At 61.4% G+C, this 18,372-nt stretch carries 14 protein-coding genes and 2 pseudogenes; 10 read left to right on the forward strand and 6 right to left on the reverse strand.

Annotated features, from left to right (window positions below; all coding sequences use genetic code 11):
• The first annotated feature begins 58 nt into the window (after positions 1-58).
• The 7 genes and pseudogenes from ACIOAU_RS20535 to ACIOAU_RS20565 all read left to right on the forward strand — a co-directional run bounded on the left by ACIOAU_RS20535 (position 59) and on the right by ACIOAU_RS20565 (position 7,181).
• A complete protein-coding gene (locus tag ACIOAU_RS20535; protein ID WP_401184297.1) occupies positions 59-1,573 on the forward strand; it encodes an amidase in 1,515 nt (504 codons plus the stop codon).
• Between the two features lie 72 nt (positions 1,574-1,645).
• Complete coding sequence (gene nthA, locus ACIOAU_RS20540) at positions 1,646-2,227, forward strand: nitrile hydratase subunit alpha (protein WP_181088917.1); 582 nt, start codon at positions 1,646-1,648, stop codon at positions 2,225-2,227.
• Positions 2,228-2,266: 39 nt separating this feature from the next.
• On the forward strand, positions 2,267-2,929 hold the full coding sequence (nthB, locus tag ACIOAU_RS20545) for a nitrile hydratase subunit beta (protein ID WP_401184300.1): 663 nt from the start codon (positions 2,267-2,269) through the stop codon (positions 2,927-2,929).
• Positions 2,926-4,182: a GTP-binding protein gene (locus ACIOAU_RS20550; RefSeq protein ID WP_150571257.1), complete on the forward strand. Its 1,257-nt coding sequence runs from the start codon at positions 2,926-2,928 to the stop codon at positions 4,180-4,182. The genes nthB and ACIOAU_RS20550 overlap by 4 nt, the downstream gene beginning before the upstream one ends.
• A 349-nt stretch (positions 4,183-4,531) precedes the next feature.
• A pseudogene (locus tag ACIOAU_RS20555) lies at positions 4,532-5,194 on the forward strand (PAS domain-containing protein); the annotation flags it as partial.
• A 30-nt stretch (positions 5,195-5,224) separates the two neighbouring features.
• Positions 5,225-5,479: pseudogene (locus ACIOAU_RS20560) on the forward strand (methyl-accepting chemotaxis protein); the annotation flags it as partial.
• Between the two features lie 61 nt (positions 5,480-5,540).
• Entirely contained in the window at positions 5,541-7,181 is a 1,641-nt protein-coding gene (locus ACIOAU_RS20565) for an AMP-binding protein (protein ID WP_401184303.1), read from the forward strand.
• 155 nt (positions 7,182-7,336) lie between these two features.
• On the opposite strand, the gene dctA is transcribed toward ACIOAU_RS20565, so the two are convergent.
• Complete coding sequence (gene dctA, locus ACIOAU_RS20570) at positions 7,337-8,644, reverse strand: C4-dicarboxylate transporter DctA (RefSeq protein WP_150572289.1); 1,308 nt, start codon at positions 8,642-8,644, stop codon at positions 7,337-7,339.
• Between the two features lie 102 nt (positions 8,645-8,746).
• A complete protein-coding gene (locus ACIOAU_RS20575) occupies positions 8,747-9,916 on the reverse strand; it encodes a mandelate racemase/muconate lactonizing enzyme family protein (RefSeq protein WP_181107836.1) in 1,170 nt (389 codons plus the stop codon).
• A gap of 100 nt (positions 9,917-10,016) precedes the next feature.
• Here ACIOAU_RS20575 and ACIOAU_RS20580 point away from each other — a divergent pair, with 100 nt between their 5' ends.
• Positions 10,017-10,904, forward strand: a complete 888-nt coding sequence (locus ACIOAU_RS20580; protein ID WP_150572290.1) for a LysR family transcriptional regulator — start codon at positions 10,017-10,019, stop codon at positions 10,902-10,904.
• Positions 10,905-11,049: 145 nt separating this feature from the next.
• On the opposite strand, the gene ACIOAU_RS20585 is transcribed toward ACIOAU_RS20580, so the two are convergent.
• Together ACIOAU_RS20585 and ACIOAU_RS20590 are read right to left on the reverse strand one after the other, a co-directional pair.
• The gene (locus ACIOAU_RS20585; protein ID WP_401184307.1) at positions 11,050-12,045 is read right to left on the reverse strand and encodes a 5'-nucleotidase; all 996 of its coding nucleotides are present in this window, start codon (positions 12,043-12,045) and stop codon (positions 11,050-11,052) included.
• Between the two features lie 68 nt (positions 12,046-12,113).
• Positions 12,114-14,003, reverse strand: coding sequence for a DUF262 domain-containing protein (locus ACIOAU_RS20590; protein ID WP_401184310.1), 1,890 nt, complete (start codon positions 14,001-14,003; stop codon positions 12,114-12,116).
• A gap of 872 nt (positions 14,004-14,875) precedes the next feature.
• On the opposite strand from ACIOAU_RS20590, the gene ACIOAU_RS20595 reads away from it, so the two are divergent.
• A complete protein-coding gene (locus ACIOAU_RS20595; protein WP_401184313.1) occupies positions 14,876-15,244 on the forward strand; it encodes a hypothetical protein in 369 nt (122 codons plus the stop codon).
• Here ACIOAU_RS20595 and ACIOAU_RS20600 read toward each other — a convergent pair.
• On the reverse strand, positions 15,241-16,092 hold the full coding sequence (locus ACIOAU_RS20600) for an exonuclease domain-containing protein (protein ID WP_401184315.1): 852 nt from the start codon (positions 16,090-16,092) through the stop codon (positions 15,241-15,243). The genes ACIOAU_RS20595 and ACIOAU_RS20600 overlap by 4 nt on opposite strands.
• A gap of 140 nt (positions 16,093-16,232) precedes the next feature.
• On the opposite strand from ACIOAU_RS20600, the gene cysC reads away from it, so the two are divergent.
• A complete protein-coding gene (gene cysC, locus ACIOAU_RS20605) occupies positions 16,233-16,796 on the forward strand; it encodes an adenylyl-sulfate kinase (RefSeq protein ID WP_259078840.1) in 564 nt (187 codons plus the stop codon).
• Between the two features lie 42 nt (positions 16,797-16,838).
• Here the strand turns inward: cysC and ACIOAU_RS20610 are convergent, their stop codons facing one another.
• Positions 16,839-18,335: a TolC family protein gene (locus ACIOAU_RS20610; protein ID WP_401184318.1), complete on the reverse strand. Its 1,497-nt coding sequence runs from the start codon at positions 18,333-18,335 to the stop codon at positions 16,839-16,841.
• Positions 18,336-18,372: the final 37 nt, after the last annotated feature.

Consider the following 18,372-nt stretch of genomic DNA (forward strand, 5'->3'; position numbering starts at 1 on the left):
GCCTCTCGCACAGCCATTTGCCAGGCCCTGAGGCCTGGCATCGGAAACAGGACACACCATGGCCATCAACCGCCCGACGCTCGAACAACTGCAGGCCCTCGCCGCGCGCCTGCATCTGCAGCTGACACCCGAGCAAGCCAGCGAATACCTGGCGCTCATGCAGCCCAGCCTGGACGCCTACGACCTGGTCGACGAGCTGCCCGACTTCACCCCGCTGGTGCGTTACGAGCGCACCGCCGGCTATCGCCCGTCCAGCCGCGAAAACCCGCTGAACGCCTGGTACTACCGCACCGAGGTGATGGGCGCCAGCTCGGGCAAGCTGCTCGGTAAAACCGTTGCCCTGAAAGACAACATCTCCCTGGCCGGCGTGCCGATGATGAACGGCGCCGCGCCGCTGGCCGGCCATGTACCGTCGTTCGATGCCACCGTGGTCACCCGTTTGCTCGACGCCGGGGTGACCATCCTCGGCAAGGCCACCTGCGAGCACTACTGCCTGTCCGGCGCCAGCCACACTTCGGACCCGGCGCCGGTGCACAACCCTCTGCGCCCGGGCTTCAGTAGCGGTGGCTCGTCGTCGGGCAGTGCGGCGCTGGTGGCGGCCGGCGAAGTCGACCTGGCGGTGGGCGGCGATCAAGGTGGTTCGGCGCGTATTCCTGCGGCGTGGTGCGGTATCTATGGCCTGAAGCCGACCTTCGGCCTGGTGCCGTATACCGGGGTGATGGCGGTCGAGGCGACCTTCGACCATGTCGGCCCGATGACCAACAACGTGCGCGACAACGCGCTGATGCTGGAAGTGATGGCCGGCGCCGATGGGCTCGATCCCCGCCAGGGCACGCCTGAAGTCGACGCTTACAGCCACTACCTTGATCGTGGCGTGCGCGGCTTGCGCATCGGCATCCTCAAGCAAGGCTTCGAGCTGGCCAACCTCGACCCGCGGGTTGCCAAATCGGTGCGCAGCGCCATCACCCAGTTCGAAGCATTGGGCGCGGTTGTCGAGGAAGTCTCGGTGCCCGAGCACACCCTGGCCGGCACATTGTGGGGCCCGATCGGCTGCGAAGGCCTGACCATGCAGATGATGCACGGCAACGGTGCTGGCTTTAACTGGAAGGGGCTGTACGACGTCGGCCTGCTCGACAAACAGGTCGGCTGGCGCACCCAGGCCAACGCCCTCTCGCCGTCGCTCAAGCTGTGCATGCTGGTCGGCCAGTTTGGCCTTGACCACTACCACGGTCGTTACTACGCCAAGGCGCAGAACATCGCCCGCTTCGCCCGCGCCGGTTACGACAAGGCGCTGGAGCAATACGACCTGCTGGTGATGCCGACCGTGCCGATCATCGCCCAGCCGCTGCCAGCGGCGGATTGTTCGATCACCGAGAACGTCTCGCGGGCATTGGAAATGCTAGGTAATACCGCCGCCCAGGACATCACCGGCCACCCAGCCATGTCCATTCCCTGCGGCCTGGTCGACGGTCTGCCCGTTGGGCTGATGCTGGTTGGCAAGCATTACGCCGAGGGCACTATTTACCAGGCGGCGGCGGCATTCGAAGGCGCGGTGGACTGGCGCACGCTGTAGCGCAAGCGACCAGCGCCACAGCCCCGAACAACAATTAGATCAACAACCGTGTTGAACGAGAGGAGTAATCCCATGACGGCAACCTCAACCCCGGGTGAGCGGGCACGGGCACTGTACGCAGTGCTGAAGAACAAAGACCTGATCCCCGAAGGCTACATCGAGCAGCTCACCCAGCTGATGGAACACGGCTGGAGCCCGGACAACGGCGCGCGCATCGTCGCCAAGGCCTGGGTCGATCCGGCCTTCCGCGAGCTGCTGCTCAAGGATGGCACTGCCGCCTGCGCGCAGTTCGGTTTCACCGGGCCGCAGGGCGAATACATCGTCGCCCTGGAAGACACCCCGCAGCTTAAAAACGTGATCGTCTGCAGCCTGTGCTCCTGCACCAACTGGCCGGTGCTGGGCCTGCCGCCCGAGTGGTACAAGGGCTTCGAGTTCCGTGCGCGGCTGGTACGCGAGGGGCGCACGGTATTGCGCGAGCTGGGCACCGAGTTGCCGGAAGACGTGGTGATCAAGGTCTGGGACACCAGCGCCGAAAGCCGTTACCTGGTGCTGCCACAGCGACCAGCGGGCTCCGAGCACATGAGCGAGGAGCAGCTGCGCCAACTGGTCACCAAGGACGTGCTGATTGGCGTCGCCCTGCCGCGTGTCGGCTGAGCAACGCGCCTAACCCCCTACCCTTGCGGAGTGTTCAAAATGGATGGCTTTCACGATCTCGGCGGTTTCCAGGGCTTTGGCAAAGTGCCCCACCGCATCAACAGCCTCAGCTACAAGCAGGTGTTCAAGCAGGACTGGGAGCACCTGGCCTACAGCCTGATGTTCATTGGCGCCGACCACATGGGCAAGTTCAGCGTCGACGAAATCCGTCATGCCGTGGAGCGTATCGATGTGCGCCAGCATGTCGGCACCGAGTACTACGAGCGCTATGTCATCGCCACCGCCACCCTGCTGGTCGAGACCGGCGTCATCACTCAGGCCGAACTGGATGAGGCCCTCGGCTCGCACTTCAAGCTGGCCAACCCGGCCCATGCCCGAGGCCGCGAAGCGATCACCGGGCGCCCGCCGTTCGAAGTCGGCGATCGAGTCATCGTGCGTGATGAATACGTCGCCGGGCATGTGCGGATGCCGGCCTATGTGCGTGGCAAGCAAGGCGTGGTGCTGCACCGCACCACTGCGCAGTGGCCGTTCCCGGATGCGATTGGCCACGGCGACCGCAGCGCGGCGCATCAACCGACCTACCACGTCGAGTTCCGGGTAAAGGACCTGTGGGGCGACGCCGCCGACGATGGCCTGGTGGTGGTCGACCTGTTCGAAAGCTACCTGGACAAGGTCGACAGCCCGCGAGCGGTGCACGCATGACTGCCGGCGCCCAGGCAGGCCGACTGCCGGTGACGGTCCTTTCCGGCTTCCTCGGCGCAGGCAAGACCACCCTGCTCAACCATATCCTGCGCAATCGCCAGGGTTTGAAAGTGGCGGTGATCGTCAACGACATGAGCGAGGTCAACATCGACGCCGCCGAGGTCCAGCGTGATGTAACGCTGCACCGTGGCCAGGACGAGTTGATCGAGATGAGCAACGGCTGCATCTGCTGCACCCTGCGCGCCGACCTGCTCGAGCAGATCAGCGCGCTGGCGCGCCAGCAGCGGTTTGATTATCTGCTGATCGAGTCGACCGGCATTTCCGAGCCGATGCCGGTGGCCGAGACCTTTGCCTTTCTCGACACCGAGGGCTTCAGCCTCAGTGAACTGGCGCGGCTGGATACCTTGGTCACCGTGGTCGATGCCAGCCAGTTTCAGGCCCTGCTCGACTCGCCGGCAACCGTCGAGCGGGCCGACGCCACTGCGCCGCGGCGCCCGTTGGCTGACCTGCTGATCGAGCAGGTCGAATACGCCAACGTGATTCTGGTGAACAAGTGCGACCTGATCGACGACACGCAATACCAGACGCTGCGGGCGGTGCTGGCCGGGCTCAACCCCGGCGCGCAGATCCTGCCGATGGTCGCTGGCAATGTTGAACTGTCCACCATCCTCGGCACCCAGCTGTTCGACCTGCCCAGCCTGGCCGCGGCGCCCGGTTGGATGAAGCAGATGGACGCCGACGACACTCCCGCCGCCGAGTCGGACACCTACGGCGTGACCTCGTGGGTCTATCGCGAGCGTGCCCCGTTTCACCCGCAACGCTTGCTCGAATTTCTCTCCCGCCCCTGGAGCAATGGCCGCCTGCTGCGCAGCAAAGGCTATTTCTGGCTGGCCAGCCGCCACCGCGAAATCGGCCTGCTGGTGCACAGCGGCAAGCAGTTCCAGTGGGATTACGTCGGCCACTGGTGGAACTTCATCGACCCCTCGCAGTGGCCGCAGGACAAGTACCGCCTGCAAGGGATCATGGCCAAGTGGGACAGCATCGTCGGCGATTGCCGGCAGGAGCTGGTGTTCATTGGCCAGGACCTGGACACCGCAACGTTGCAACGCGAGCTCGACCACTGCCTGTTGAGCGCAGACGAAATCGCTACCGGCCCGTCGGCCTGGCCAGCACTGCCCTGGGCGAACGCCTTCGACAGCCTTGCCTTGTCGACCAGCCAGACGCCGCCATTACCGGCTGCTGCCGCTATCTAGTTGGAGATGTAGCATGCTGTTTTTCAATCGCACCAGCCGCTGGGTACTGGCCCCACTCGCCGACCGCCTCGACCAGCCCGATCAGCCGAGTACGCCGCTGTCGTCGCGCAACCCGCTGCTGCGACGCATCCTTACCGGCGTCGAGCAGTTGCTGCAGGAGCGGTGCACGCTCAAGGAGCAGGCTCGCGAACTCGCCGCGCAGGTGCGCCAACTGCAACAGCGCCTGGCTGAGCGCGACGAACAGGCGCAGCAGTTGCAAGCGCGCTGGACGCTGGTCACCGAAGGCGCCGATGAGTTGTTCTGGCAACTGCATTTGCCTGCCTCAGGCACGCCTGCGCCAGACTGCGCGATGGAGTGGACGGGCTCGGCCGCGATCCATGCACCACATCTGCCTGAGCTAGGCCAGTGGCACGAACAGCTGCATCCGGCTGATCGCCACGCCCATCAGCAAGCCCTCGCCCGGCACCTCGCCGACCGCAGCGGGCGCACACCGTTTGCGCTGGACCTGCGCATGAAATTCACCGCCGGCGGCGACTATCGCTGGTGCCGGGTCAGCGGCAGTTCGCTGCGTGACGCCAACGGCGTTGCCATCGCCACGGCGGGCACCCTGCGGGACATCCACCAGCAAAAGTTGCACATCCAAGAGCTTGAGCTGGCCGCCGAGCGTTTCGACATTTCCCGCGAAATGCTCCACGACGGCCTGTGGGATATCGAAGTCGTCGCCGGCGACCCGGCCAACCCGAGCAACACCATCTGGTGGTCGTCGCAGATGCGCAGGCTGCTCGGCTGCAGCACCGTCGAAGAATTCCCCAACACCCTGGAAAGCTGGACCTCCCGCCTGCACCCCGACGACAGCGCCCGCGCCATCGCGGCGTTTGTCGCCCATGTCGACGATCGCAGCGGCAACACCCCGTTCGATGTCGAGTATCGCCTGCGCCACCAAAGCGGCGCCTACCGCTGGTTCCGCGGCCGCGGGCAAACCCGGCGTGCTGCTGATGGCGCGCCGTTGCGGGTAGTTGGGGCTATAACTGATATCCATGCCCGCCATGAAGAAAGCACCATCCGCGAGGCGCAGGCGCAACAACACCAGGTGATGCAGGAGACCCTGGGCAAACTGACCCACATCGTCGCCACCATCCAGGGCATCGCCAGCCAGACCAACCTGCTGGCCTTGAACGCCGCCATCGAAGCGGCCCGCGCAGGCGAAGCCGGGCGTGGCTTTGCGGTGGTGGCCGACGAGGTGCGCAAGCTGGCCACGCGCACCAGTCAGGCAACGCAACAAGCAGCGCAGATGATCGACAGCTAACCCAGCGCCAGCGCGGCGTTAAAGATTCCAAACAATAACAATCAGGTACTTTATGCGCGATTACGACTCAGCAGTGACCTCCTTCAATTACCACCAGTTGGCCGCGCAAGACCTGCACGGCGAGCTGGCCGCGATGAACGCCTGCATCGAATGCTGCGACCGCCACGCCTACAGTGACGCGGTGGCGTTGTACTGCGAAACCCGCGATGGCCGTGCTACCCAGCACACCTTCAGCGAGCTGCAGATTCAGGCCTCGCAATTCGGTAACTTCCTGCGCAGCCAGGGCGTCAAGCCCGGCGACCGCGTCGCCGGGCTGATGCCGCGCACCGCTGAGCTGTTGATTGCCATCCTCGGCACCTGGCGCATCGGCGCGGTCTATCAGCCGTTGTTCACCGCGTTCGGCCCCAAGGCCATCGAACAACGCCTGAGCTGCTCGAAGGCGCGCTGGCTGCTCACCGACCCGCACAACCGCTCCAAGCTCGACGAGATCGCCGACTGCCCGAACATCATCGTGGTTGGCGCAGACCGGCTGGACCTGGACGACTTCGATTTCTGGGACGTGCTGTCCCAACATTCGGCTGACTGCCCGCCGGCGCTGCTCGACGGCAACGCGCCGTTTCTGCTGATGTGCACCTCCGGCACCACCGGCCCGGCCAAACCGCTGGAAGTGCCCCTGCGCGCCATCCTCGCGTTCAAGAGCTATATGCGCGACGCGATAGAGCTGCGCGACGACGACCGCTTCTGGAACCTCGCCGACCCCGGCTGGGCCTATGGCCTGTACTACGCCGTCACCGGCCCGCTCGCCTGCGGCCAGGCCACGCTGTTCTACGACGGCCCGTTCTCGGTCGAAAGCACCAGCCGCCTGATCAACAAATACGCGATCAGCAACCTCGCCGGCTCACCCACCGCGTACCGCTTGCTGATCGCCGCGGGTGCTGAATTCTCCGATGCCATTCGCGGCAAACTGCGCGCCGTCAGCAGTGCCGGCGAGCCGCTCAATCCGCAGGTGATCCGCTGGTTTGCCGAAGAGCTTGGCGTGGTGATTCACGACCACTACGGCCAGACCGAAGTCGGCATGGTGCTGTGCAACCACCACGGCCTCAGCCACCCGGTCCGCGAGGGCTCAGCCGGTTACGCCGTGCCGGGTTGTCGCATCGTGGTGCTGGATGAACAGCGCCGCGAGCTGCCACCCGGTCAGCCGGGCGTGCTCGCAGTCGACCGCAAGCGCTCGCCGCTGTGCTGGTTCGACGGCTATTACGGCATGCCGACCAAGGCCTTTGTCGACCACTATTACCTGAGCGGCGATATCGTCGAGTTGAATGACGACGGCAGCATCAGCTTTGTCGGCCGCAACGACGACGTGATCACCACCTCCGGTTATCGCGTCGGCCCGTTCGATGTCGAGAGCGCGCTGATCGAACACCCGGCGGTGGTTGAAGCCGCCGTGATCGGCAAACCCGACCCGCAGCGCACCGAGTTGATCAAGGCGTTTGTGGTGTTGCACAGCGGTCATGTTCCTAGCCCTGAGCTGGCCGAAGTGCTGCGCCTGCACGTACGCAACCGCCTGGCCGCACATGCCTACCCGCGTGAGATCGACTTTGTCGAGCAACTGCCGAAGACCCCGAGCGGCAAGTTGCAGCGGTTCATCTTGCGTAATCAGGAAATCGCCAAGCAGCAAACCGTCGAGAGCTGAACTCCAGGTATGAAGCGGTCGGCGTAGGAGCGGCCTTGTGTCGCGAAAGGCCAGCGCAGCTGGCCCGGCGATGTTGGCGGCGAAGCTGAGGGTTTGGGGCCGCTACGCGACCCTTTCGCGACACAAGGCCGCTCCTACACACACACGCGTGCGGCTTACTTCTGCGCCAGCAGGGCTTTCCTCGCCGCCTTCTCTTCCTTCATCGCAGCAATCTCGCGCTCACACGCTGCCACATCAAACGAGTTGTCCCACTTGGCAATCGCAATCGTACCAATCCCATTACCAATCAAGTTGGTCACTGCCCGCGCCTCGTTCAGGAAGCGGTCAATCCCAAGCAGCAACACCAGCCCCACCAACGGTATCGAATGAATCGTGGTCAACGTCGCCGCCAGCGTCACAAAGCCTGCCCCCGCCACCCCGGCCGAGCCTTTCGAGGTCAGCAGAAACACCCCAAGCAAGATCATCTGATCCATGAACGTCAGCGGCGTATTGGTCGCCTGGGCGATGAAGATCGCCGCCATGGTCAGATAGATGCAAGTGCCGTCAGCATTGAAGGTATACCCGGTCGGCAACACCATCCCCACCACCGATTTCTTGCAGCCAAGCTTCTCCAGCTTGACCATCATCCGCGGCAGCACGGCTTCGGTTGAGCAGGTGCCGAGGGTGATAAGGATCTCGTCCTTGAAGTAACGCAAGAACATCATCAGCGGCATGCCCGACCATCTGGCAACGGCCCCGAGCACCACCACGATAAAGATCAGCGTGGTGATGTACAGCGCGACCAGCAACTGCCCAAGCGAGAGCAAGGTGCCAATGCCGTACTTGCCGATGGTGAACGCCATGCCGGCACCGGCGCCGAGCGGGGCCAGGCGCATGACCATGGCAACGATCTTGAACAGGCCCTGCAGGAACAGGTCGATGGTGTTGATCAGCGGCTTGCTGGTTTCGCCCATCTGCACCAGCGCCACACCCATCAATACCGAGAGCAGAATGACCTGCAGCATCACCCCATTGGAGAACGCGCCGACGAAAGTGCTCGGGATGATATTGAGGAAGAAGTCGACGGTGCCGCCCTGCTCGCTGGCAGCCTGGCTGTATTTGCTGATGGCGCTGCCATCGAGGCCGGCGGCATTGATGTTCATGCCTTCGCCGGGTTTGACCAGGTTGACCACGATCAGGCCAACGACCAGGGCGATGGTCGAGAGGATCTCAAAGTAGATCAGCGCCTTGACGCCGATGCGGCCGACTTCCTTGATGCTGCCCATCTTGGCGATGCCGACTACCACCGTGCCGAAGATGATCGGCGCCAGCAGCATCTTGATCAGTTTGATGAAGCCGTCGGCAAACGGCTGCAGCTTGGCGCCGATGTCGGGCACGAAGTAACCGATGGCGGCGCCGATGACGATGCCGATCAGCACTTGCACGTAGAGTTGGCTGTACCAGCGGGACTTGGACGTTTCCACGAATGCACCTCATTTTATTGTTGTGATGGGCGTGTGGCGTGGCGTCGGCGGGCGACGCCGGCGGCTGCGGTCTCTGTCGCGAGACCGCAGCGCGGGGGTGGCTCAGCCCTCGCCCAGTTCGCGCATGACGGCGTACAGCGCGGACTTGGCTTCAAAGCCCACGCCGGGGATATCCGGCAGGCCGACATAGCCGTTTTCAACCTGGATGCCATCGGCAAAGCCGCCGAATGGCTGGAACACGTCGGGGTAGGATTCGTTGCCGCCCAGGTGCAGGCCGGCGGCGATGTTCAGCGACATCTGGTGGCCGCCGTGGGGGACCACGCGGCGCGATGACCAGCCCAGGTCTTCCATCACTTTGAGGGTGCGCATGTACTCGACCAGGCCATACGACAGCGCGCAGTCGAACTGCAGGTAGTCGCGGTCGGGGCGCATGCCGCCGTGGCGCAGCAGGTTGCGTGCGTCCTGGTGCGAGAACAGGTTTTCGCCAGTGGCCATCGGCAGTTCGTAGTGGTTGGCGAGTTCGGCTTGCAGGGCGTAGTCGAGCGGGTCACCGACTTCCTCGTACCAGAACAGGTTGTACTTCTTGATCGCCTCGGCATAGGCGATACCGGTCTGCAGGTCGAAGCGGCCGTTGGCGTCGACCGCCAGGCGCTGGCCATCGCCGACCACTTCGAGCACGGCTTCGATACGGCGGATGTCTTCGTCCAGCGGCACGGCGCCGATCTTCATCTTGACCACGTCGTAGCCGCGGTCGAGGTAGCTTTGCATTTCGGCTTTGAGCTTGGTCTGGTCTTTACCGGGGTAGTAGTAACCGCCGGCGGCGTAGACCCACACCTTGTCGTCGGCAACGCCATTGCGGTAGCGGTCAGCCAGCAGGCGGTACAGCGGTTTGCCTTCGATCTTGGCGACGGCATCCCACACGGCCATGTCGATGGTGCCAACAGCAACCGAGCGCTCGCCGTGGCCGCCGGGCTTTTCGTTGGTCATCAGGGTTTTCCAGATGGCGAACGGGTCGAGGTTGTTGTTCTCGTGGTCGATCAAGGTCTCCGGGTCGGCTTCGCTGATGCGCGCGAGGAAGCGATCGCGCATCAGCGCGCCCTGGCCGTAGCGGCCGTTGGAGTTGAAGCCGTAGCCGATCACTGGTTTGCCATCGCGGATCACATCGGTGACCACGGCGACCACCGAGCAGGTCATTTTCGAGAAGTCGATGTAGGCGTTGGCGATGGGCGAGGCAATCGAAACGGTTTTTTCACGAATGTCGACGATGCGCATGGCGGGGTTCCTGTTGTTGTTTGTGGCCCCACGTTAGGCGTTGCGAGGGTACCCGCCCAATGCTATTAATGCCGGACCCTATGCACAGGAGGCATGGCCCTTGGAACTGGTTTGGCTGGAGGATCTTTCCGCGTTGGCGGAGTACGGCAGCTTCGTCCGCGCCGCCGAAGCACGCCACGTTACCCAGCCGGCGTTCAGCCGTCGGGTACGGGCGCTGGAGAACTGGATGGGCGTGCAACTGTTCATCCGCACCCCTCAGGGCGCGACCTTGACCGAGGCCGGCCGGCAGATCCTGCCCAGCGCCCAGGACGCCGCCCGGCGCCTGTACCGCATGCGCACCGAGGCCCAGGAAGTGGCCGGCATGGCCGCCAAGTCGCTGCACTTTGCCGCCACCCATTCGCTGTCGTTCACGTTCTTTCCGAGGTGGCTGCGCAGTGCTGAAAACGGCGCGCCGATCGAAGCGGTGCAGCTGCATTCTGACAGCATGGCGGTGTGCGAGCAGATGCTGATCCATGGCCAGGTGCAGTTCATGCTCTGCCACCGCCATCCCGATGTACCGCCGCTGCTGGCACCGGACCAGTTCGTCAGCAAGAAGGTCGGCGAGGATGTGCTGGTGCCGCTGGCGAGTGCATCGGCCAACTTTGGCACCTCACCTGAGGCGCTGCCTTATCTGGCTTACACCCATGAGTCGGGCCTGGGGCGCATCGTTGCCCATCGCTTGCGCGGCAAGGAGGAATACCTGCACCTGAAGCCGCTGTTCAGCAGCCACCTGGCGGCGGTGCTGATGTCGATGGCGCTGGAGAGCAAAGGCGTGGCCTGGCTGCCGCGCAGTTTGACCGAACAGGAAGTGACCGATGGCCGCCTGGTGCGGGCGCTGGATGAGAGCTGGGATATTCCGCTGGAGATTCACCTGACCCGGCCAACCGGGCCGATCAGTCAGTCGGCGCAGGAGTTCTGGGGGAAGCTGGCAGATCAGGCTGGGGCTTGAATGGCCTGATGATCCAGAAGGCTGAACCTTTCGCCTACCCAATACAGCGCTTATGCACATTTCCGCCACTGGTACTGCGAACTCGTCCATAACGACGGCATCAACTACAGCGATTTCGGCCGCGAACTGTCCCGGCAATCCTCATCTATGCAACCGACCCCTGCAAAGCCTGAGCTTGAGCAGGCAAATCTTCGAGCGGCGTTGACCTTGTCAAATAAGGCACTTTGCCAGAAGGCACTAGGCTGGCGGCTCCTTCCAGATGCACATCCTGATCATCAAAGAAAATATGAGGATTAAATGCTCTGAGTACTTTGGACTTGCCGACCCCGCCTAGGAAAAATGCTTCGTCAACATACACACCCCAGGCGCGTAGGGTATTGATCACACGCATTTCTGATGGAGAGTTTCTCGCGGTGACAATTGCAATTCTGATGGGTGAGTCCTTACCACCAGTTGGCAGACGCTCCTGCAACCGTGCCAACTTCAACAACAGACTGGCATAGGGGCCTTCATCCATGGGCGTATGTTGCAAGGCATCTTCCCGTGCCTGAAAAGCGTCCAGTCCCTCCTTCTTGTACACCAGTTCGCTGGCATCGGAAAACAGCACTGCGTCGCCATCGAATGCAATCCGGACCTGGCCCTGCGGAATTTGCGGAGCGTTCGCAGGCGGCGCTTTCAGGATCGCGGCAGCACATTGCCTGGAATCGATGACCTTTTGCGCATCATCCACATTGGTCGTTAGAAACAAGTCAACGTCGAATGCATCCATGTAGTCGGCCACCGATTCTCCGCCAGTAAACGCGGATCGGGTGATGGCCAATTTGTCCCGGCGAATGGTTTTGAGCACACGTATCCCCGTATCGGGGCTATTCCGCGACATCACTACCACTTCCACCAATGGCGAAGAATCCTCAGATTTCATATGCTGGTTCAGATCCAGCAGCGCCTTGACCAGATGGTAGCCGGTGCCGGGCGTCAACGGATCATCCTCACGCTGCTGCATGTACTGGCGGTAATTTTCGATAACACTTTCCGGGTCCGCTTCAAGGGCAGCCTTGAACATCTGATCGGATTCACTCATATCAAAAAGCGCAGTCGCGGAGATACCGACGACCAAGGTATTGCTCAAATCAAACGCCATATATTCTCTCCACCTACGCACCAGCTTCAGCGGCGCCGACAAGGATCACGACTGCGGAACGATACAGATCAGCCCTTCTTCGCCCAAACTTGCAGCGCAAGGTGCCCAAGCTGCTCACCCCGTTCCGCAATCTGTACTTCATCCCAACCAGTCTTGCTGATCAGCGGCACATTCAGGCGCAGACTGGTATGAGCGATAAATTCATCTTGTTTTCTAGCAAAAGCGTAGTTTTGCACGGAACGGTTGACGCTCAGGTTCAGCAACGTGAGATTGCCCAAGGTCGCTATCGCCTTCTTACGCTGGCCGATTTGAACTTGAACCGGAGACAGCGCCCCTCCCATGAGCAGCAACTCATCTACGGATGTGACCTCTGCATCGGTAACCATGGTGCCGCCCGGAAGCGGCCAGTGGGTGAACCAGGACTGAGGCATAAGATGGTCGATGTCCAGACTGGAAAGATCAGGGGACACCGGCTCTTCGCACTTTACCGTCAGGCGCAGCGCACCTTCCAGCTCAGTCAGCAATGAACGCATGCGGGGTGCGTCCAGGCGACCAGGGAACAACGAACCGCAGGTACAGGCATTGAAAAACTCCGCGTCGCTCGGCCAACGCGATGCTTCCCCACCCAGCGCGTTGAGGTTGTTGCGCAGCTCCTGCGCCGATACGCAGGTTCTAGATAAGTGACGCAGGGCATTCATGAAGACATTGTTGTAATTCTTGGAGGTCAGGCCACAGATCGCACGACGTACGACGTACGAGACCAAGTCGTCATACATCGCCGTTTTTTCAGCGTCAGCGTTGTCGGAAACGGAAATGAGCAGGGCGAGTGGATGCAACGTGGTGACATCGTAGGCAGCTATCCGCTGCGCCAGCCGCCCGATTGGCGACGTCGCAGACGCCTTGATCAGAGCCTTGTAGTGGATCGCATAGCGATTGAGCGCCATTACTTGCTGATCGGCCTTCGGCGACGGGGATGTAGTGGCTACATAACGCCGATATTCATTGTACAGCCTTGATAAATCGATCTCGCAGCCCATCTCGGCCTGAAGAGTCGCGTGAATCAGCCACTCCATCCGCGGTTTGCTCAACCGCCCCCGTCGCTGCCTCTCAGACCAGTAGCTGTCCTCGAATCCCTTCCACTGTTCCTCATACAAGGCCGTGGCGTGTACCCCGTCGTGTTCAGCTCGCATAAAGATGTAATTGCGAATCAAATCGGTAGCGTGGAGTTCAGCACCTCGGCCATTTAGGGTTTCGAAGATCACTTGAGCATCATCCTCTGCCTCAAGACAGATACTGACCAGTTTGAGGTCTTTGAGTACGGCCATGATCAATGCTTCAGCATTGCGCTGAGGTGAAGCGTTATCGGAACGGATCCACTTTACGAAGGTTCGGGTGAAGAACCACAAGGCTTCCAGCGACGGCGGATGAGCATGGTGCACTCGCAAGGAGCCGTGCTGCGTAAAACTGTCCGGAAAAGCTTTGCACAGTTCATCAAGACTCTGGGCAGCTAGGCTTCTGACGTAGTGTTGTTCATCCCTGAATGTAGGCCACAGCTTGAACCGCTCCACTGCGGGGTTGCGCATCGTTCCTTCGTTGCTGTTTTGCATACAGCCCAGCAAGGCTGGCTGGAACTCACAGAGCCCGGTCGCCTCAAGTGCCAGATACAAGGAAGCCAGGATGTACTGCAGGGTTGTCAGGCGTTGCTGCCCATCAATGATGTGCAGTGTGTCTACCCCCATCAGCCCCTCTTTCACCTGCGGCTCGAGTACTACCGCTCCGAGAAAATGCGGGGTGATCGCCATGCCCTGAACGCGAGCTAGTGCCTTTTCGTGGATATCTTCCCACAACGCTGTCCACTGATTACGCAGGGTCCATACGTAGGCCCGCTGATAAAAAGGCACGCAGTACTGCCGGCGGTCCTGAAAAATCTGCTGAACGGTCAACGTCTCTGACTTCATGTCCTTCCTCTATCCATCGTCTTAATTGTCATCTGAAGCCTGAGTCAGAGCCCATGACCGCCTGCCGAACCAACACAGCTGTTCACCCTGGAAAAATCGTATCGATTGGGCATGCTAGATCTGCAAATCTTCCCGGGTATCCCAAACGCCCTTTGTTATCAATTCGCAATCAAATGCTAATAGAACAAGATAGCTTTTGGCCACCCTGCATCCGCTCCTCGTTACGCTTACTGGGCCAGTCAAACCACTCATGGCCAAGCCTGCCTGTCGACACTGAAAGATCATTGTAAAAATATCTCGCAGGTAAAGACATGTCGTTAATAACTACATAAAAACCAAAACCTGACCGTTTGAAGTGGATCGCCCATCTAGGTACAAACCAGAAGACGCCCAACGCTATAGATTTGATGCCCCAACTAATGCGGACCAGTTGTGCTGTTTAGCCGACAGGGTTAAGAAACGTTGCTGAAACCTTGTTCTAGGCGGGTTGGCACTCACAAACCCCACACCCACCCTCACCTGCCCACCCCCAGCCACTCACGACCGCGCTGGCCCTCCGTGCAGCCTGGGTCAACCACGACCGTGCTGGTATCAACCCGCTATAACAGAACGGCGCGCTGCGCGACTTGATGCACGGCATTGAGCGTCAGGTCTGACGACGCCAGCGGTATCGACAAAACCCCGTCAAGTCATTAAGGCCGCTGAAATAGTCAAGATAGCGTCTGTCACGCCTATTTCTACAATTAGATTGGTCAAAGCCAATGCGTTGAATATCTGCCCCGGCCCAGCTGATTTCGATACCATAACCGCCAATTCAGGAAGGACCGATTGCTGGCATCACCCAATCCAGCAGCGCAGAGAAAGGACAAAAAATGCTTATTCAACGCAAGTTAAGTGAACCTACCAGAACCGATCTGAGCCACCAGGAAATCTGGAGCAGCTCGGACCAAGGCTTGATCAGATGCTGGGAAATAGGCCGTCAGCGCGCGACAGAGAAGCCTGACCTCGCACTCCAATGCAAGAGCGGCGAGCTGCCAGTACTTGGCTGGAAGGGCGGGGTCAGCCGCAAGTTGCTCAAGTCGGAAAAGTACGGTTCGCTGAAGTACCTGGCACAGTGGCAAGGCCTTCGGGGCGAAGACCTTGAGGTCGACCTCACCGCAGAAATCTCGCTAACGTGCTCGAAGACTGAGATGACCGTCACATTTACCCCTGACCAAGCCAAGTACATCGCACAGGTCTAGACCGGCTGCAACATTGCCTGGAAGTCGCTTTCACCCAGGATTCGAATGCTCTGGCCTTTGGCGATCAGCTCCTCAGCTTTGACATGTTTCGTGCTTTTGTCCTTTCCAGCCAGGCGGCTGATGTCCTGGTCGCCCACCACTAGCAGTGTGGTGTGCCTGGTCACGCCGGCGCCGACCTCACACCCATTCGCCGCCGCCAGTGCAGAAGCATCCCGCCTAGGAATTGATAGCGCTCCAGTGAACACCACTACATCGCCGCAAAGGACACCGTCCTGCGCAACGGTGAGCTCAGTAGTCGGCCTCGCCGGTGATAAAGGCGTAATAGCGCGAGCACACCATTCAGCTGCGCAAACGCCAGTATCAGCGATTGCACGAAGCAGAACTTCACCAGCGGCCCGTGCGTCCTCGAGCGCATCGTGATGCTGGAAGGTAATACCGAACGTCGCACAAAGGTTTTTCAGACCGTATCCAGAACGAGAGAACTCACCCCACGCCCTGCGGGCTACTCGCGCGGTATCCAGCCATGAACAATCGAAATGCTCCAGGCCGGCGCTTTGACAAGCTCGCAGCGTGGCAGTCCGGTCAAAAGGCATGTGACTGGCAACAATACGTCCAGTTACGAATGGCAAAATCAGTGGATAGACTTCCTGCCACGATGGAGCAGAGGCAACCATCGACTCATCAATGCCGTGCACGGAAACATTCATCGGATGAAAATAGTCGTTGGGATTGACCAGTGAGCTCCAGCTCTCAACCAGCATCCCACCTCGAAAGACCACGATGCCAACTTGGCAAATACTCGCCAGGTTTGGATTGGCTGTTTCGACATCGATGACTGTGAAATCCATTTCTGCTCTCCCTATGGCAATTCGCCCTTGGCTCACGATCTTTTTGTGTAGATTGCCTCAGCCAGCAGTTGCTCTGCCACCGCCAACTCAGCAATAGTCCAGTAAGCTCAGCATGCTCACCGGGAATGGAATCCAGCCAAGTGCAAACTGTCGCCACACCCCCTGCTGCTACCCCCCGCCGCCACCCCGGCGCGGTGATCTGGCTAACCGGCCTCTCCGGCGCCGGCAAGTCATCCCTGGCCACCGCCCTCGCCGAACAACTGACCGCTCGCGGCTACGGTTGTTACGTCCTCGACGGCGACGCCCTGCGCACTGGCCTTAATGCCGACCTGGGCTTCTCCCCCGCCGATCGCAGCGAAAACGTGCGCCGTGCCGGTGAGGTGGCGGCGTTGTTCGCGGATGCCGGGCTGATCTGCATCGCAGCGTTCATCTCACCCTACCGAGCAGATCGGGCGGCGGCGCGGCGGGCGTGCAAGGCGGGCTTTCATGAGGTGTATCTGAGCGCGGATCTGCAAGCGTGCGAGGGGCGTGACCCGAAGGGTTTGTATCGGCGGGCGCGGGCGGGCGAGCTGCCGGCGTTTACCGGGATCGATGCGCCGTATGAAACGCCCGAGCAGCCGCAGTTGCAGTTGCAGACGGGCGCACAAACGCTTGGCCATTCGGCCGAGCGCTTGCTGGCTTACGTGCTTGAAGCTTTGGTTTGAGGCTGGCTGCAACCCTGCACGAACAGGGTCGCAGGCCGGGCCTTACAGACCTGGGGTGATGTCGCCCTGCTGCCAGCGGCTTTCATTGCTGCTGAGGGCCTGGGCGATGTCGGTCAGCGAGTCCGAGCGCAGTTTGGTTGGCAATGGGTCGAGGCCGGCGCTGGCGAAGACCTGGCCGTAGCTGTTGCGCAGCTCGGCGTAGGCGAGGTCGCGGCGCAGGTCGGCTTGCAGGGCATTCAGCTCGCCCTGGATCAGCTCCAGTTCACCGATGCCTTGGGCCTGATGGCGGTTGCGCAGTTGCTCGACGATCTGCCCATCCAGCGACACCAGTTGTTGGCTGGTGGCGAACTGGCGGCGAGCTTCGTTGTAGTTGGCGTTGGCCACGTATAGCTGGGCGAGCACGGCCATCGACATGGCCTGACGGCGGGCTTCGACCACCTGTTCGCCGGCCTTGGCGACGTTGATCGCGGCGGGCGCGGAGATCACGTTGAACAGGTTCCAGGTGATCTTGACGCCGTAGTCGGCCCAGCTCTGATTGCTCAGGAAGCTGTTGCTGTCGTAATGGCCGCCGGCCGAGAACTCGAGGCCGGGGAGCATGCGCAGCATCGACTTGCGCACTTCGGCGGCGCTGATGCGCGCCTGGTAGTCCTGCTCGCGCAATTCAGGGCGCGAGGCCAGGGCTTGCTGTTCGAGGGTGGCGAGGTCGACCTTGAGCTCGGGCACGCTGTAGTCGTTGCTGGCGGCCAGGGTCAGCTTGGTGCCGGGCGCCAGGTTGATCAGAGCACCGAGCTCGGTCTTGGCCAGCGACAGCGCGCGGCGCTGTTCTTCGAGCTGGCGGGTGGCTTCGATCAAGGCGCGCTGATAGTTGAGCGTGGCGATCTGATCGCCCAGGCGCTGTTCGCCCAATTGCTGGCTGTTGGCCTTGGCCTGGTCGACGCGCGCCATCAGCGCGTCGATCTGGGCCAGCAGGCGTTCGGCGGCAACGGCACGCCAGTACGCCGAGCGCACATCCTGAATGATGGTCTGGACCACCTTGCGCCGGCGCTCCTGCACGATCAGACGCTGGTCGCCCTGCTGCTTGGCGTTGACGTAGCTGACGCCAAAGTCGAGCACGTTCCAGACCATGGTCAGGTCCGCCACATCGCGGTCGCGGTCCTGTGAGGTGGACGGTTCCAGAGACTGGGTATTGGTGAGAATACTCTGGCTGCTGGAGGCGCTGACATTGCTGCGCCCGGCGTAGCCTGCCGACATGGCCATGCGTGGCAGCATGTCGAAGGTGGCGAGGTCGACCTGGCGCTGGGCCAGGGCTTCTTCCATGATTTTCAGGCGCGCTTCAAGGTTGTACTTGACCGCACGCGCCATGGCTTCGTGCAGGGTCAACGGGCCTTGCAGGGCCTCCTGATCCTTGAACATCTTGGCCAGATCGGATTTGGCCCGCTGCTCGCTGACGCCCGGCTCGATCGGCTGGGTCTTGACTGCGCAGCCGGTCACCGCCAACGCTAGAACACTTACCGCAAAAAACCTCGATGCTTTGCTCATCCCTGTCCGCCCCCTGGTACGGCACATATGAATCCTA

Origin of the sequence: Pseudomonas sp. NPDC088322 (assembly GCF_044740745.1) — a bacterium.
GTDB classification, from domain to species: Bacteria; Pseudomonadota; Gammaproteobacteria; order Pseudomonadales; family Pseudomonadaceae; genus Aquipseudomonas; species Aquipseudomonas shirazensis.

Coding starts and splice junctions, on each gene's coding strand:
- ACIOAU_RS20575 (WP_181107836.1), bottom strand. CDS start 9,916: ATGCGCATCGTCGACATTCGTGAAAAAACCGTTTCGATTGCCTCGCCC.
- ACIOAU_RS20610 (WP_401184318.1), bottom strand. CDS start 18,335: ATGAGCAAAGCATCGAGGTTTTTTGCGGTAAGTGTTCTAGCGTTGGCG.
- ACIOAU_RS20595 (WP_401184313.1), top strand. CDS start 14,876: ATGCTTATTCAACGCAAGTTAAGTGAACCTACCAGAACCGATCTGAGC.
- ACIOAU_RS20600 (WP_401184315.1), bottom strand. CDS start 16,092: ATGGATTTCACAGTCATCGATGTCGAAACAGCCAATCCAAACCTGGCG.
- nthB (WP_401184300.1), top strand. CDS start 2,267: ATGGATGGCTTTCACGATCTCGGCGGTTTCCAGGGCTTTGGCAAAGTG.
- ACIOAU_RS20590 (WP_401184310.1), bottom strand. CDS start 14,003: ATGAAGTCAGAGACGTTGACCGTTCAGCAGATTTTTCAGGACCGCCGG.
- ACIOAU_RS20535 (WP_401184297.1), top strand. CDS start 59: ATGGCCATCAACCGCCCGACGCTCGAACAACTGCAGGCCCTCGCCGCG.
- ACIOAU_RS20565 (WP_401184303.1), top strand. CDS start 5,541: ATGCGCGATTACGACTCAGCAGTGACCTCCTTCAATTACCACCAGTTG.
- ACIOAU_RS20550 (WP_150571257.1), top strand. CDS start 2,926: ATGACTGCCGGCGCCCAGGCAGGCCGACTGCCGGTGACGGTCCTTTCC.
- nthA (WP_181088917.1), top strand. CDS start 1,646: ATGACGGCAACCTCAACCCCGGGTGAGCGGGCACGGGCACTGTACGCA.
- ACIOAU_RS20585 (WP_401184307.1), bottom strand. CDS start 12,045: ATGGCGTTTGATTTGAGCAATACCTTGGTCGTCGGTATCTCCGCGACT.